Source organism: Stenotrophomonas sp. CFBP8980, from assembly GCF_034046095.1.
GTDB classification, from domain to species: Bacteria; Pseudomonadota; Gammaproteobacteria; order Xanthomonadales; family Xanthomonadaceae; genus Stenotrophomonas; species Stenotrophomonas lacuserhaii.
Genome location: NZ_JAXCXF010000001.1, coordinates 1,287,381 through 1,301,946 on the forward strand (window position 1 = coordinate 1,287,381; position 14,566 = coordinate 1,301,946).

Genomic DNA, 14,566 nt, shown 5'->3' on the forward strand with positions numbered 1-14,566 from the left:
AAACGATATCGGCGTGTCCGCCGAGCATGGCTCGGCGCTACCGGATCCGGATCAGGTAGTGCGCGAATACGGCCCGCTGCTTCAGCGGGTCGTATGCCCGAACACCAGTTCGATCACAAACTGGCTGCCAAAAAACGCCAGCAACAGCAGCAGCATCGCGCTCAGGGTCCAGTGCACCGCCTTCAGGCCGCGCCAGCCGTAACGACGGCGGCCGATCAGCAGCACGCCGAACACGATCCACGACAGCACGCTGAGCACGGTCTTGTGCACCAGTTTCTGCGCCAGCAGGTCATCGACGAACAGCACGCCGGTGACCAGGGTCAGCGTCAGCAGGAAGAAGCCGACGGTGATTACCCGGAACAACAGGGATTCCAGGTCCGCCAGCGGCGGCAGGGCACGCAGCCAAGGGCGGAATTCGCGCCGACGCAGGGCGCGTTCCTGCAGCCACTGCATGATCGCCAGCAGCGCGGCGATGCTCAGCGTGGCGTAGGACAGCAGTGCCAGCCAGGCGTGGGTGGCAAGCCGCCAGCCCAGTTCCTTGCTCGGCTCATGCCCATAGCCGTGGTAGGCGCCCAACAGCACCGCCGCCAGCGGGAACACCACCACGCCGAGTGCGGCCATGCGACCGCGCGCGCCGACCAGCGAGGTCAGCCCGGCCATGCCCAGGCCGACCAGCGACAGCGCGGCGAAGAAGTGCATGTCCGGCCCGCCGGCGCTCTGCAGCGCCACCTGCACGTGGTAGCCGGCGTGCAGCAGCAGCGCCGGCACCGCAGCGGCCAGCCAACCGCGGCCCGGGCGCGGCGCATCGCTGCCGACCGCGCGCACCAGCGCGGCGGTGGCGATCAGGTAGAGCAGGGCTGCGATGAGAACGATTGTCATCGTGGAAGTTTCGCACACCCCCAACGCAGTGGCGACGGCCCATCGCGCGCGCCCGGGTCGCCGGGGCGACCGGCTATACTGTCTGCCTCATTGTCCCCCGTTCCAGACAGGTTGCATCGCATGTTCGAGTCCCTGACCCAGCGCCTTTCCGGCACCATCGAGCGCCTGCGCGGCCGCGGCCGCCTGACCGAGGAAAACATCCGCGACGCGACCCGCGAAGTGCGCATCGCGCTGCTGGAAGCCGACGTCGCCCTGCCGGTGGTGCAGGCGCTGATCGAGCGCATCAAGGAGCGTGCGGTCGGCCAGGAAGTGCTGAAGTCGCTGACCCCCGGCCAGGCCCTGATCAAGGTGGTCCGCGATGAGCTGACCAACGTGATGGGCGCTGAAGCCAGCGACCTGAACCTCAATGTGCCGGCACCGGCGATCATCCTGATGGCCGGCCTGCAGGGTGCGGGCAAGACCACTACGGTAGGCAAGCTTGCCAAGCACCTGAAGGAAAAGCGCAAGAAGAAGGTGATGGTGGTGTCGGCCGACGTCTACCGTCCGGCCGCGATCGAGCAGCTGAAGACCCTGGCCGAGCAGGTAGGCGTGATGTTCTTCGCCTCCAGCGCCGACCAGAAGCCGGAAGCCATCGTGCGCGCAGCGATCGATGATGCGCGCAAGTCCTTCGTGGACGTGCTGATCGTCGATACCGCCGGCCGCCTGGCCATCGACGAAGCAATGATGGCCGAGATCAAGGCCCTGCACGCGGCGGTCAATCCGGCCGAAACCCTGTTCGTGGTCGATGCGATGACCGGCCAGGACGCAGCCAACACGGCCAAGGCCTTCGGCGATGCGCTGCCGCTGACCGGCGTGGTGCTGACCAAGACCGACGGTGACGCCCGCGGCGGTGCCGCGCTGAGCGTGCGTTACATCACCGGCAAGCCGATCAAGTTCGTCGGCGTCAGCGAAAAGCCGGACGGCCTGGATGTGTTCCACCCGGACCGGATCGCCAGCCGCATCCTGGACATGGGCGACGTGCTGTCGCTGGTGGAGCAGGTCGAGCAGCAGGTCGACAAGGACAAGGCGCAGAAGCTGGCCGAGAAGGTTGCCAAGGGCAAGAAGTTCGATCTGAACGACATGCGCGACCAGCTGGAGCAGATGCAGAACATGGGCGGCATCGGCGGGCTGATGGACAAGCTGCCGGGCCTGGGGCAGATCCCCGAGCACCTCAAGGCGCAGGTCAGCCAGGGCAAGGAAGTGCCGCGCATGATCGCCATCATCAGCTCGATGACCAAGAAGGAACGGCGTAATCCGGGCCTGCTCAACGGTTCGCGTCGTGCCCGCATCGCGCGCGGTTCGGGCACCCAGCCGGCCGACGTCAACAAGCTGATGAAGCAGTACATGCAGATGGAAAAGATGATGAGCAAGATGGCCGGCGGCGGCATGAAGGGCATGATGCGCAGCATGAAGGGCATGATGGGCGCCATGGGCGGCCGCGGCCTGCCGTTCCGCTGATACCGGATTGCCCCGCACGGACTCCTTCGAAGAGGGTCGATGCATGCGTGATGATGGAATTGCTGGCCGGGTAGAACGCTTCTGCCAGCGCTTCAACCTGCAGATGCCGGTCCTGCTGGCGCCGATGGCCGGCGCCTGTCCGGTGCCGCTGTCGGCGGCGCTGGCAACGGCCGGCAGCATGGGCGCGATGGGCGCGGTGCTCTCCCCCGCGGCCGATATCGGCCGCTGGATGGATGAGTTCCGTAGCCGCAGCAGCGGCCCGGCGCAGGTCAATCTGTGGATCCCCGATGCGCCTGCGCTGCGCGATGCGCAGGCCGAAGCGGCGACCCGCGCGCTGCTGGCGCAGTGGGGGCCGGAGGTGCCGGCCAGTGCCGGCGACGCCGGTCCGGCGGATTTCGATGATCAGTTCAATGCGGTGTTGGCTGCCCGTCCGGCGGTGCTGTCCACCATCATGGGCGTGCTCGACGACCGCCACGTACAGCAGCTCAAGCAGGCCGGTATTGCCTGGATTGCCTGTGCCACCACATTGGCCGAAGCGCGCGCGGCGCAGGCCACCGGAGCCGATGCGGTGGTGGCGCAGGGCTTCGAAGCCGGCGGACACCGCGGTGCGTTTGATCCGGCGCAGGCCGAGCGCCAGCTGGTGGGCCTGTTCTCGCTGCTGCCGCGCCTGGTCGACCATCTGGATATTCCGGTGATTGCCGCAGGCGGCATCGCCGACGGCCGTGGCATCGCCGCCGCACTGACCCTGGGTGCCAGCGCGGTGCAGATCGGTACCGCGTTCCTGCGCACGCCGGAGGCGGCGATCGCGCCGGCATGGGCCGATGCGCTGGCCGCCACTGAACCGGAAGACACCTGGCCCACCCGTGCCTTCAGTGGCCGGCTGGGACGCGGGCTGGCCACGGATTATGTACGTGCGGCGGCCGAAGCCGATGCGCCGCCGCCGCGGCCCTATCCGGTGCAACGCGGGCTGACCGCGGCGATGCGTGCGCAGGCGGCACGCGACAACGCCCTGGCTTCGATGCAGGCCTGGGCAGGGCAATCGGCGTGGATGGCGCGCGCCGAACCAGCCGCTGCGCTGCTTCAACGCTGGTGGCAGGACGCGCAGGCACGCCTGTGAGCGCAGCCACCGGCACCGCGCTGTTCTGCAATGGCGAGCAGGCCGATGCGGCGACATTGCGCGCGGCCCTGGTCAACTACGGCCACTTCACTTCGCTGCAGGTGCGCGGCAATGCGGTGCAGGGGCTGGATCTGCACCTGCAGCGATTGGCCCATGCAACCCAGGTGCTGTTCGGCGGCGTGCTGGATGAGGGCCAGGTGCAGCGATGGATGGCGCAGGCGCTGCAGCATGCCGGAGTGGCCGACGCATCGCTGCGGGTGACGGTGTTTTCCCGTGCTTTTGATTTCCGCGCTCCCCTCGCCACGGTAGCCGTGGACGTGCTGGTGGCGGTGTCCGCGCCGGTACGGCTGAGCGCGCCGCGCGCCGTGTGCAGCGTGCGCTATCAACGCGAATTGCCGGCGCTCAAGCACGTCGGCACCTTCGGTCTGTTCCAGCAGCGACGCGAGGCGATGTCCGCCGGCTTCGACGATGCGCTGTTCCTGAACGAGGAGGGTCTGGTCAGCGAAGGCAGCACCTGGAACCTGGCCCTGCACGATGGGCGGCAGCTGGTATGGCCCCAGGCCCCGGCGCTGCGCGGCACCGCCGAGACCCTGTTGCGGCAACACTGGAATGGGCCGCAGGTGGCAAAGCCGGTGGGCGTGGCAGAACTGGACGAGGTGCAGGCCGCGTTTGCCTGCAACGCCAGCGGCATCTGGCCGCTGGTGGCGATCGATGGCCGCGCGCTGGCCGGATCGGAGGCGCTGGCCGGGCAGGGCAGGGCAGTGATGGCCGCGGTGCCGTGGCAGCCGTTGCAGGCGTGAAGGTCGCAAACCCAGGCTGGGGTTGGCTTGGGCCGAACCTGCCGCTATAATCGTCGGCTTACCGCGCCATCCTGGCGACTGGGTTACATAGGAAAATACACCATGGTCAAGATTCGACTGACCCGCGGCGGCGCCAAGAAGCGTCCGTTCTACCACATCATCGTGACCGACGTCCGTAGCGCCCGCGACGGCCGCAACATCGAGCGCGTCGGTTTCTACAACCCGGTTGCACAGGGTGGCGAGAAGCGCATCGAACTGGACCTGGCCCGCGTTGACCATTGGGTCAAGAACGGCGCCCAGCCGACCGACAAGGTCCGCAACCTGATCAAGGAAGCGTCCAAGTCCCAGGCCGCTGCGGCCTGATCTTGGAGGGCCGCGCCCGTCGCGGCCCATCTGGCATACGCAGATGAAAGATATCGAGCGCCGGATCCTGCTGGGCAGGGTTGCCGGCGCTTTTGGTGTGCGCGGCGAACTTAAGCTCGAGTCCTGGACCGAGCCGCGTTCTGCCATCTTCAATTACCAGCCGTGGATCGTGGTCAGCCCTTCGGGGCAGGAATCCACCGTTTCCGGCGTCCGCGGCCGCGATACCGGCAAGCACCTGATCGCCCGGTTCCCCGACGTGGATGACCGCGACGTGGTCGAGGCCATGCGCGGTACCGAGGTCTACGTGGCCCGCAGTTCGCTGCCGCCGCCGAAGCCGGACGAGTACTACTGGGTCGACCTGGAAGGCCTGGACGTCAAGACCGTCGAGGGGGTATCGCTGGGCCAGGTGTCGCACCTGTTCTCCACCGGTTCCAACGACGTGCTGGTCACCCGGGGCGACCGTGAGCGGATGATCCCGTTCGTCCAGCCGGAGTTCGTTAAATCCGTGGACTTCGATGCCAATCTGGTCATCGTCGACTGGGATCCGGACTTCTGATGCGCTTTGACGTCATCACCCTGTTCCCGGAGTTCCTTGCCCAGTCCGCCGGGCTGGGCGTGGTCGGCCGGGCGCAGGAAAAAGCGTTGTTCAGCCTGCACGGCTGGAACCCGCGTGATTACGCCGAAGGCAACTATCGTCGCGTGGACGACCGTCCGTTCGGCGGTGGGCCGGGCATGGTGATGCTGATCGAACCGCTGCAGGCCTGCCTGTCCGCGGTGCGCGCGGCGGACCCGACCCCGGCGCCGGTGATCTACCTGAGTCCGCAGGGACGCCCGTTGACCCAGGCCAAGGTGCGTGAACTGGCGGCATTGCCGCGCATGATCCTGCTCTGCGGCCGTTACGAGGGGATCGACGAGCGGTTCCTGGCCAGCGAAGTCGACGAGGAGATTTCCCTCGGCGATTACGTGCTGTCCGGCGGCGAACTGGGGGCGGCGGTGATCATCGACGCCGTGGCCAGGTTGCAGGAGGGCGCGTTGAATGACGCCGAATCCGCCGCCCAGGACAGCTTCGAAGGTGAACTGGGGCTGCTCGATTGCCCGCATTTCAGCCAGCCGGCCCAGCATCCGCTGGGCGATGTCCCGGATGTGCTGCGCTCGGGCAACCATGCCGCCATCGCCGCATGGCGCAGGCAGCAGTCGCTGCTGCGGACCTGGCAGCGGCGGCCCGAATTACTGGACGAGTCCACGTTGAACAAGGCCGACCGCAAGCTGCTGGCACAGGGCCGGGACGGATTGGAAAGCGACAAGAACCCCTAGCAAGGACGGCCCGTATTGGGCTATGATTGCGAATTACCATCGCCCGTACTGGTCGATGTGCTCCATACATAACAAACGTGCGGCACAGTCCAGTGACCGCATGAGCCCACGCTGTCGAATGACACGCCCACCCGAACATATGAATCGGTGTAACCCATGAGCAAGCTGAACAAAACCATTCTCGCGGACTTCGAAGCCGCCCAGATCACCCGCGAACTGCCGAAGTTCAGCCAGGGCGACACCATCGTCGTGAACGTGAAGGTGAAAGAAGGCAACCGTGAGCGCGTCCAGGCCTACGAAGGCGTTGTGATCGCGACCAAGAACGGCGGCCTGAACTCGGCCTTCACCGTGCGCAAGATCTCGCACGGCTACGGCGTCGAGCGCGTCTTCCAGACCCACAGCGCCATCATCGACTCGGTCGAAGTGAAGCGTCGTGGTAAGGTCCGCGCCGGCAAGCTGTACTACCTGCGTGGCCTGGAAGGCAAGGCTGCCCGCATCAAGGAAGATCTGGCTGCTGCTGCGCAGGCCAAGGTCGCGCGCCTGGCTGCCAAGGCTGCCCAGTAATACCTGCCGACAACTCCGGTTGTCGCCGCAACGGCCGCCTTCGGGCGGCCGTTTGCGTTTGGGTCCGCGCAGCGGCTATGTTCCGGGCATGAATACGTCTACTCCCCCGATTTCCGAGCGCTATCCACCGCAGGTGCGCCGCGCGCTGCAGCAGCTGGACGCCGCTGGCGTGAAGCGCTCGATGTCCGCGCCACCGCTGTACCGCCTTTTCTGGCGGCTGGGCTGGGGCGTGGCGCCGCCGATCCTGACCGGCTTCGCCACCAATGTGCTGACCACCGGCGCGTGGTTCGGCATCGGCTGGGGCACGGTGATGTGGCTGATGCTGTGGCGCAGTAGCGGTATGACCGGGCTGGGGATGGTGACCACGGCCGTCCTGGCCGGCCTGGCCTTCGGCGTGTTGATGGCGGTGATGCTGCGCTATCAGCGGCAGCGCTTGGGCCTGCCGCTGTGGAAAGACATCGCGCCCTGAGGCAAGGTCCGTGACACACCCGGTAGCGCCGACGCATGGCCGGCGAGCGCAGCGGGCCCTGCGCGGAGAGATTCCGCCGAGCATGGCTCGGCGCTACCGGGAACAGGGTGGCGCCGACCCATGGTCGGCGAGCGCAGCGGGCCCTGCGCGGGCGGCCTCAGCGCGGTGGCGCGGCGGGCGAGGCGGCAGCAGGCGCGGCGATTTCCAACGCAGCATCCGGGTCGGCTACCGGCGAAGGCGGACTGGCCGGGACTTCGGCCGGCGTGCCGTGCGCGGGGCTGTCCAGCATCCGGGCCTTGCGCCATCCGCCCCAGCGGTAATAGGCCAGCGACAGCAGCATCGACACCAGTGAGCTGGCCGGAAAACTCCACCAGATCGCGTCCACGCCCAGATACGGCTGCAGCAGTTCGGCGAAGGGCACCCGCACACCCCACAACGACCCGGCCAGGATCAGCAGCGGCGCCAGCACCGCGCCGGTGGAGCGCACCACGCCGGAGATCACGAAGCTGACGCCGAAGAACAGGAACGACCACACCGCGATGTGGTTGAGATGCCGTGCCGCCTGCAGCGCCTGGCTGCCATCGGGCAGGAACAGTGCCAGCGTGTAGCGGTCAAGCAGGATCAACGGGGCGATCAGCACGCCCGTCATCAGGAAATTGAACAGCACGCCCTGGCGCGCGGTGGCACGTACGCGTCCCCACAGCTGCGCACCGACATTCTGCGCCGCCATCGACGAGCACGCCGCACCGATCGCCATCGCCGGCATCTGCACGTAGGTCCACAGCTGCAGCGATGCGCCGTAGGCCGCAGCGGTATCGGTGCCGTACTGGTTGACCATGGTCATCAGCATGATCATCGACAGCGAGATCAGCACCATCTGCAGGCCCATCGGCACGCCCTTCACCACCAGCGCCTTCAGGATCGGCAGGTCCACTTTGAACAGCGCCATGTCCCTGCGCCCCAGCCACAGCACGTGGCGCTTGTGGCGCATGTACAGCAGCAGCGCAACCAGCGACAGCGTCTGCGCGATCAATGTGGCCCATGCGGCACCGGCGATGCCCAGTTCCGGCAGCGGCCCGAGGCCGAAGATCAGCAGCGGGTTGAACACGATGTCCAGCGCGACGGAAATCAGCAGGAAGCGGAACGGCGTCCGCGAATCACCGGCACCGCGCATCGCCGCGCTGAGGAACGCGAACGCGTACAGCGTCGGCATCGCCAGGAAGATCACCTTCAGGTAGGCCTCGGCCAGTGGCAGCGAGGCCGCCGGCGTGCCCATCGCCGCCAGCAGGGGATGCGCCAGGAACCAGCCGGCCACGGCGATCACCACCGACAAGCCGATGAAGAACGTGGCGCTGGTCCCCATCACCCGGCGTGCCTGGCCGATGTCCTTGGCGCCCATCGCCTGGCCGATCAGGATGGTCGAGGCCATCCCGATGCCGAACACCGAGCCGATCAGGAAGAACATGATGTTGTTGGCGTTGGCCGTCGCGGTCAGTGCCGCTTCGCCGAGGAACCGCCCGACCCAGACCGCATTCACCGAGCCATTCAGCGACTGCGCGATGTTGCCCGCCAGGATCGGCAGGGAGAACAGCAGCAGGTTGCGCCCGATGGGGCCGGAAGTGAGGTCGAGCGGCGCTTTTGCCATGGGTTGGAGATCGAACGGGCGTGCGCGCACACTAGCATCTGGCGGGTCTGCGGGATGTGCCGGTGAATCATTCACCGAGGGGCACAGCAGGTAGCAGGAGGAAGCTTGATTGCCGCAGGGACGGCCGCATGTCCTGAGCAGCATCTCCTTGAACGAGCCCGCGGAGCAACCCCTGTCGATGACCGAGCTTTCCCTGCCGCAGCCCAGCGTCCGCTTGGATATCTGGTTATGGGCGGCACGATTCTTCAAAACCCGGAGCTTGGCCAAACAGGCCGTTGAAACCGGAAAGGTGACCGTAGCTGGCCAACGGCCGAAGTCCTCGCGCGCGGTGCGGGTCGGCGAGCAGCTGACCATCGAGCGCGGCGAAGAGCACTTCGAAATCGCGGTGGCCGCGTTGAGCGACCAGCGCGGTCCGGCGCCGGTGGCCCAGCAACTGTATGCGGAAACAGACGCATCCAAGGCACGCCGTGCAGAGCAGCGTGCAGTGCGGATCGCGGCGCGTGATGGCTACAAGGCGCCGGAGCACAAGCCGGACAAGCGGGCGCGAAAGCTGATCCGCGCGTTGGGGGACCTGGACGCGCTTTGAGTGTGGGGTGGAAGGCGGTGACGACCAACGGTCGTCACCCACCCGGGTCAGGGACTGCGACTTCAGCCGTGCAGGTCGTAGCGATCCAGCTCCATCACCCGCGTCCAAGCGGCGACGAAGTCCTGCACGAACTTCTTCTGGCCATCGGCACTGGCATACACCTCGGCCACCGCGCGCAGCACCGAGTTCGATCCGAACACCAGGTCCGCACGGCTGGCGGTCCAGCGCGTGCCACCGCCGTTGCGGCTGCTGCCTTCGTAGCCATCGCCGGCGGCCTTCCACTGCGTGCCCATGTCCAGCAGGTTGACGAAGAAGTCGTTGCTCAGCGTGCCGACACGATCGGTCAGCACGCCGTCCCTGCCACCGTCCACGTTGGCGCCCAGCACGCGCAGGCCGCCGACCAGTGCGGTCAATTCCGGTGCGGTCAGGGTCAGCTGCTGGGCCTTGTCGATCAGCAGCGCTTCGGCGGGGACGCTGTAGCGGCCCTTGAGGTAGTTGCGGAAGCCATCGGCTGCCGGCTCCATCACCGCGAAGGATTCCACATCGGTCTGTTCCTGGCTGGCATCGGTACGGCCTGGAGTGAACGGCACGCTGATGTCATGGCCACCGGCCTTTGCCGCCTGCTCGATGCCCACGCCACCGGCCAGCACGATCAGGTCAGCCAGTGAAACCTGGGCGCCACCGGCACCGTTGAAGTCGGCCTGCACTTTCTCCAGCGCGGCCAGCACCTTGGCCAGCTGCTGCGGCTGGTTGACCGCCCAGTCCTTCTGCGGTGCCAGGCGCACGCGTGCCCCATTGGCGCCACCGCGCTTGTCTCCGCCACGGAAGGTCGACGCCGATGCCCACGCGGTGGACACCAGTTCGGCCACGTCCAGGCCGCTGGCGGCGATCTTCTGCTTCAGCGCGGCCACGTCCCTGGCGTCCACCAGCGGATGCGCAGCGGCCGGCACGGGATCCTGCCAGATGAAGGTTTCGGCGGGGACTTCCGGGCCCAGGTAGCGGGCACGCGGGCCCATGTCGCGATGGGTCAGCTTGAACCAGGCGCGCGCGAAGGCATCGGCGAAGGCCTGTGGATCGGCCAGGAAGCGGCGCGAGATCTTTTCGTAGGCCGGATCGAAACGCAGCGACAGATCGGTGGTCAGCATGGTCGGACGGTGCTTCTTCGACGCATCGTGTGCATCGGGAATCACCGCCTCGGCATCCTTGGCCACCCACTGGTGGGCACCGGCGGGACTCTTGGTCAGTTCCCACTCGTGCTTGAACAGCAGCTCGAAGAAGTCGTGGCTCCACTGCGCCGGGGTGCGCGTCCAGGTGACTTCCAGGCCGCTGGTGATGGTGTCCCCGCCCTTGCCGCTGCCGAAGCGGTTGCTCCAGCCCAGGCCTTGGCGTTCCAGTCCATCGGCCTCGGGTTCCGGACCGACATTGTCGGCCGGGCCTGCACCGTGGGTCTTGCCGAAGCTGTGGCCACCGGCGATCAGCGCAACGGTTTCCTCATCGTCCATCGCCATGCGACCGAACGTATCGCGGATGTCGAAAGCGGCCAGCAACGGATCGGGGTTGCCGTCCGGGCCTTCGGGGTTCACGTAGATCAGGCCCATCTGCACGGCGGCCAGCGGGTTTTCCAGCTTGCGCGAATGCACGTCGCCGTCGGCGTCGTCATCGGATACCAGCACCCCGCCGGCCTTCTCCACGCCCTCCGAACCGTGCTTGTAGCGTTCGTCGCCGCCGAGCCAAGTGGTCTCGCGGCCCCAGCACACGTCCTGGTCGGGTTCCCAGGTATCCGGGCGACCGCCAGCAAAGCCGAGCGTCTTGAAGCCCATCGATTCCAGCGCGACGTTGCCGGTGAGGATCAGCAGGTCCGACCAGGAAACAGCCTGTCCGTACTTCTGCTTGATAGGCCACAACAGGCGTCGTGCCTTGTCCAGGCTGACGTTGTCCGGCCAGCTGTTGAGCGGGGCGAAGCGCTGCTGCCCACGGCCGCCACCGCCGCGACCATCGCCGATGCGATAGGTGCCCGCGCTGTGCCAGGCCATGCGCACGAACAGGCCACCGTAGTGCCCGAAGTCGGCCGGCCACCAGTCCTGCGAATCGGTCATCAACGCTTTCAGGTCATTCTTCAGCGCCTGGTAGTCCAGGCCCTTGAACGCGGCGGCGTAGTCGAACTGCGGATCCAGCGGATTGGAGCGCGAGGAATGCTGGTTGAGCAGGTCCACGCGCAGTTGCTTGGGCCACCAGTCCCGGTTGGTGGTGCCTTCACCGGTGACGGCGTGGTTGAACGGGCACTTCGCTTCGCTATTCATGGGTCTCTACCTGTGTACTGGCGAATGTTTATAGGGAACGTAAATCGATGTCCCATCCCACGGTAAGCACCGCGCGCGGGAACGTACATTCGATTCGCTCAACCTCATCAATAGTAAGAAGCTATGAACTAGGAGAGATTGGACAGTCGTGCCCAATCAGGGGCGCTTGCCGAGCAGTCCACCGCCGATTTTCAGGACATCACCGAGGCCAAACTGCCCATCGCCGTCCTGATCGAGCAGGGCGCCGAGGCCACCGCCGGCCATGCCTGATGACTGTGCTTCCTGTCCGAGGGCCTGGCTGAGCTGGCCGGCGTTGCCCTGCTGGGCAAATTTCTGGGCCAGGAACGACATCACGATCGGGGCAAGCAGGGCCAGCAGCTGGCCGGACCTGCTGCTGTCCAGCCCGGTCTTCTGGCCCAGCAGCTGCGCGGCCTGCGGACTCTGGCTGCCGAATACATGACCCAGGATGCCAGCGCCATTGGTGGCCTGGCCGCCGGCTCCGCCGAGCACCGCACCCAGCAGGCCGCCGAGGTCGAAACCGCCTGCGCCGCTGGCGGCGGCCGGGCGGGTTCCGAGGTGATCACGCTGCAGTGCATTGAGCAGCGACTGCGCACCCTGGGGATTGCTGGCGTTGTTGCCCAGGGCGCCCAGCAGCAGCGGCAGCGCGGACTGGATTGCCTGGCTGGCCTGGTTGCTGTCCACGCCGAGGGTCTGGGACACCTGCTGCAGGGCCGGACCCTGCTGCAGCTGCTGGAGGAGGGAGCTGGTGAGCGACTGCGTGTTCATGGCGGAACTCCTGCGGCTCGGTGTGGGTGCGACTCGGGTGTCGAACCCGCCGAGCATAACGCCGCCTGCACGAAAGCGATGCGAAGGCTTCACGGTGTGCCCTGGGGCACACCAGCAGCAGGCGGAGCCGCCATCGCGACAGTGCGGTCCCCTATCTCCAGCAGCAGGCGGTCGAAATCGGGCAGCAGGGTGCGGTTGCCGTGCCCACTCAGGTGATCCTGGTCGAAGAACAGAGGCTGGTCGCCATCCATTGCCGCGCAGCGCTGTGGCGTGCACAGCAAAGGCATCGGATCCCAGACGTGCAGCGCCGGATAGCGTGCTGACAGACGTTCCAGCATCGCCATCTGCGGCGCGCGCAGGGCCTCCATCTCCGCACGCGGCACGCTGAGTCCCCCGGCGCAGGCCGGGTTCATCCGGTTGAAGGCATCGGAGCATCGGTAGGCGGCTGACCGGAACACCGGCATCGGTGCATCGATGATCACCTGCACGTTGAGCGCCTGCAACCGCTGCAGCACGGCATCGGCGTCGCGCTCGGCCGCAGCGGTATCTTCCGCACGGCGCTCGCCGCGCAGGGCAGCGAAGCCCGCTGCTTCGCCACCGCTCCAGTCCGCATCGCGTAGCTCCTGCATGCGCAGCGAGGCCAGCAGTACGATGTCTCCGGGCCGCGCCTCATCTTCGATCTTCTGGAGGACGCGATCCAGGTAGGGCGCGCAGTCCACGCTGCTGGCCCGCAACAGGTTGACGATGCTGCAACCCCCGCGCTCTTCAATGTGTAGCTCAAGGTCGAACTGTCGTGCCGCAATCGTCACCATGTTGCGATAGGCCGCCGCGTGCGAATCCCCGGCGACAAACAGACGGCGGCCCGCAAGTGCAGGTGCATCGATCGGCTCGACCGGCATCCAGGCGGGTTGCCGTTGTGCCCTCCAGGTGTAGCCATCGCGCGTGGCGCTCAACGACAGGCTGTCGGTGTACTGGAGGATGGTCCACGCACCTGCGGTGGAAACGCCCAGCCCGGCCATGGCGCAGAGCAGCACTTTGCCGGGGTGCCAGCGGCGACCAGCGTGAGCGTTGCGCAGGGGGCATTCCACCCAGTGATACGACGCGCTGGCCAGCGCCAGCAGCATGACGGGATAGGCCCACAAGGCGATGCCCTGCATGCCGTAGGTCCAGCGCAGCAGGACCAGCAACGGCCAGTGCCACAGATACAGCGAATACGACAACCTTCCCAGGTACACCAGCGGCGCCCATTGCAGGCCGCGCAGCAGGACATGCGGGCGTGGCGCGCCGCTGGCCGATGCCGCAGCGCCAAGCAGCATCACCGTGCCGACGACGGTGGCGATGGCGCCGGGGAACGGCACCGGCTGATCACCGGCGAACAGGAACCCGACCACCACCAGCAGCAGTCCCGGCACCGCCCAGCCTTGCCAATGCGGCGCCAGCGTGCGGGTGGCGATGTACTGGTACAGCAGCGCGCCAGCGGCCAGTTCCCACAGGCGTGCTGGCAACAGATAGAACGCGCTGGTGGGCGCGGCCTTGGTCTGCCAGGCGGCCAACAGCAGCGATGCCAACGCCAGCAGCGGCAGGATCCCGTTTACCCATGGCCGCGATTGCCGTGCCCGCAGCCAGACCAGGAACAGCAGCGGAAACAGCAGGTAGAACTGTTCCTCCACACCCAGCGTCCAGGTATGCAGGAACGGATTGAGGTCTGCACCCGGAGAGAAGTAGTCCCCCTGCTGCCACGCCAGCACGAAGTTGGCGACCCCGAACAGCGCGCCCAGTCCGGTCTGGTCGAACTGCTCGTTACGCCACGCACGCGGCATCAGCAGGGCTGACAGCAGGAAGGTAGCCAGCAGTACCAGCAGCAGGGCAGGCAGCAGGCGGAGGACCCGGCGACGGTAGAAGTCCAGCAGGTAGGGGACGGCACGGGCGTGCGGACGCGATGCCAGCGACTGGCTTATGACGAAGCCGGACACCACGAAGAAAAGGTCCACGCCACTGAAGCCCCCGGGCAGCAGGGATGAATCGACATGGAAGATGACCACCGCAAGTACGGCGATGGCACGCATGCCATCGATGGCGTTGTCATGGCGCGGTTTGGGATAGGACATGGACGAACCTGTGGCGGGCAAGGCCACAGGATCGAAAGCTGCGCGGTGGCGGACAAGCAGCAGATGCGACACGCATGATTGCTGTTTGGCCAGCGTTGGGCCCGCCCCGGTAGCGCCGACCCATGGTCGGCGAGCGCA

Annotated in this window: 14 protein-coding genes; 9 read left to right on the forward strand and 5 right to left on the reverse strand. The window is 66.8% G+C overall.

Annotated elements, in window-relative coordinates; genetic code table 11:
* Positions 1 to 81 precede the first annotated feature (81 nt).
* Complete coding sequence (locus SOM47_RS05640) at positions 82 to 879, reverse strand: cytochrome C assembly family protein (protein ID WP_192083156.1); 798 nt, start codon at positions 877 to 879, stop codon at positions 82 to 84.
* A 120-nt stretch (positions 880 to 999) separates the two neighbouring features.
* Between SOM47_RS05640 and ffh the strand changes: the two genes are divergently transcribed.
* From ffh to SOM47_RS05680, 8 genes are all read left to right on the forward strand, one after another.
* On the forward strand, positions 1,000 to 2,376 hold the full coding sequence (gene ffh, locus SOM47_RS05645; protein ID WP_320504992.1) for a signal recognition particle protein: 1,377 nt from the start codon (positions 1,000 to 1,002) through the stop codon (positions 2,374 to 2,376).
* 43 nt (positions 2,377 to 2,419) lie between these two features.
* Complete coding sequence (locus SOM47_RS05650; RefSeq protein WP_320504993.1) at positions 2,420 to 3,493, forward strand: NAD(P)H-dependent flavin oxidoreductase; 1,074 nt, start codon at positions 2,420 to 2,422, stop codon at positions 3,491 to 3,493.
* Complete coding sequence (locus tag SOM47_RS05655; protein ID WP_414715758.1) at positions 3,490 to 4,293, forward strand: aminotransferase class IV family protein; 804 nt, start codon at positions 3,490 to 3,492, stop codon at positions 4,291 to 4,293. The genes SOM47_RS05650 and SOM47_RS05655 overlap by 4 nt, the downstream gene beginning before the upstream one ends.
* 102 nt (positions 4,294 to 4,395) lie before the next feature.
* A complete protein-coding gene (gene rpsP / locus SOM47_RS05660; RefSeq protein ID WP_042612633.1) occupies positions 4,396 to 4,656 on the forward strand; it encodes a 30S ribosomal protein S16 in 261 nt (86 codons plus the stop codon).
* A gap of 43 nt (positions 4,657 to 4,699) precedes the next feature.
* Entirely contained in the window at positions 4,700 to 5,212 is a 513-nt protein-coding gene (gene rimM, locus SOM47_RS05665) for a ribosome maturation factor RimM (RefSeq protein WP_042612634.1), read from the forward strand.
* On the forward strand, positions 5,212 to 5,970 hold the full coding sequence (gene trmD, locus SOM47_RS05670; protein ID WP_320504994.1) for a tRNA (guanosine(37)-N1)-methyltransferase TrmD: 759 nt from the start codon (positions 5,212 to 5,214) through the stop codon (positions 5,968 to 5,970). Before rimM ends, trmD begins: the two co-directional genes overlap by 1 nt.
* A 156-nt stretch (positions 5,971 to 6,126) precedes the next feature.
* Positions 6,127 to 6,534, forward strand: coding sequence for a 50S ribosomal protein L19 (gene rplS / locus SOM47_RS05675; protein ID WP_042612636.1), 408 nt, complete (start codon positions 6,127 to 6,129; stop codon positions 6,532 to 6,534).
* A gap of 88 nt (positions 6,535 to 6,622) precedes the next feature.
* On the forward strand, positions 6,623 to 7,003 hold the full coding sequence (locus tag SOM47_RS05680; protein WP_042612637.1) for a DUF6404 family protein: 381 nt from the start codon (positions 6,623 to 6,625) through the stop codon (positions 7,001 to 7,003).
* A 157-nt stretch (positions 7,004 to 7,160) separates the two neighbouring features.
* On the opposite strand, the gene SOM47_RS05685 is transcribed toward SOM47_RS05680, so the two are convergent.
* On the reverse strand, positions 7,161 to 8,648 hold the full coding sequence (locus SOM47_RS05685) for an MATE family efflux transporter (RefSeq protein WP_042612638.1): 1,488 nt from the start codon (positions 8,646 to 8,648) through the stop codon (positions 7,161 to 7,163).
* Between the two features lie 178 nt (positions 8,649 to 8,826).
* Here SOM47_RS05685 and hslR point away from each other — a divergent pair, with 178 nt between their 5' ends.
* Complete coding sequence (hslR, locus tag SOM47_RS05690) at positions 8,827 to 9,234, forward strand: Hsp15 family ribosome-associated heat shock protein (RefSeq protein WP_320504995.1); 408 nt, start codon at positions 8,827 to 8,829, stop codon at positions 9,232 to 9,234.
* A gap of 62 nt (positions 9,235 to 9,296) precedes the next feature.
* Here the strand turns inward: hslR and katG are convergent, their stop codons facing one another.
* The 3 genes from katG to SOM47_RS05705 all read right to left on the reverse strand — a co-directional run bounded on the left by katG (position 9,297) and on the right by SOM47_RS05705 (position 14,428).
* Entirely contained in the window at positions 9,297 to 11,534 is a 2,238-nt protein-coding gene (katG, locus tag SOM47_RS05695; protein WP_320504996.1) for a catalase/peroxidase HPI, read from the reverse strand.
* Positions 11,535 to 11,690: 156 nt separating this feature from the next.
* Positions 11,691 to 12,320 (reverse strand): DUF937 domain-containing protein, encoded by a 630-nt coding sequence (locus tag SOM47_RS05700; RefSeq protein ID WP_192083164.1) that lies wholly within the window; start codon positions 12,318 to 12,320, stop codon positions 11,691 to 11,693.
* Between the two features lie 89 nt (positions 12,321 to 12,409).
* Positions 12,410 to 14,428, reverse strand: a complete 2,019-nt coding sequence (locus SOM47_RS05705; protein WP_320504997.1) for an acyltransferase family protein — start codon at positions 14,426 to 14,428, stop codon at positions 12,410 to 12,412.
* Positions 14,429 to 14,566: the final 138 nt, after the last annotated feature.

Excerpts from the sequence above, each read along its gene's own strand:
- SOM47_RS05640 (WP_192083156.1), bottom strand. The coding sequence starts at position 879 with ATGACAATCGTTCTCATCGCAGCCCTGCTCTACCTGATCGCCACCGCC.
- ffh (WP_320504992.1), top strand. The coding sequence starts at position 1,000 with ATGTTCGAGTCCCTGACCCAGCGCCTTTCCGGCACCATCGAGCGCCTG.
- SOM47_RS05650 (WP_320504993.1), top strand. The coding sequence starts at position 2,420 with ATGCGTGATGATGGAATTGCTGGCCGGGTAGAACGCTTCTGCCAGCGC.
- rpsP (WP_042612633.1), top strand. The coding sequence starts at position 4,396 with ATGGTCAAGATTCGACTGACCCGCGGCGGCGCCAAGAAGCGTCCGTTC.
- rimM (WP_042612634.1), top strand. The coding sequence starts at position 4,700 with ATGAAAGATATCGAGCGCCGGATCCTGCTGGGCAGGGTTGCCGGCGCT.
- trmD (WP_320504994.1), top strand. The coding sequence starts at position 5,212 with ATGCGCTTTGACGTCATCACCCTGTTCCCGGAGTTCCTTGCCCAGTCC.
- rplS (WP_042612636.1), top strand. The coding sequence starts at position 6,127 with ATGAGCAAGCTGAACAAAACCATTCTCGCGGACTTCGAAGCCGCCCAG.
- SOM47_RS05680 (WP_042612637.1), top strand. The coding sequence starts at position 6,623 with ATGAATACGTCTACTCCCCCGATTTCCGAGCGCTATCCACCGCAGGTG.
- SOM47_RS05685 (WP_042612638.1), bottom strand. The coding sequence starts at position 8,648 with ATGGCAAAAGCGCCGCTCGACCTCACTTCCGGCCCCATCGGGCGCAAC.
- hslR (WP_320504995.1), top strand. The coding sequence starts at position 8,827 with ATGACCGAGCTTTCCCTGCCGCAGCCCAGCGTCCGCTTGGATATCTGG.
- katG (WP_320504996.1), bottom strand. The coding sequence starts at position 11,534 with ATGAATAGCGAAGCGAAGTGCCCGTTCAACCACGCCGTCACCGGTGAA.
- SOM47_RS05700 (WP_192083164.1), bottom strand. The coding sequence starts at position 12,320 with ATGAACACGCAGTCGCTCACCAGCTCCCTCCTCCAGCAGCTGCAGCAG.
- SOM47_RS05705 (WP_320504997.1), bottom strand. The coding sequence starts at position 14,428 with ATGTCCTATCCCAAACCGCGCCATGACAACGCCATCGATGGCATGCGT.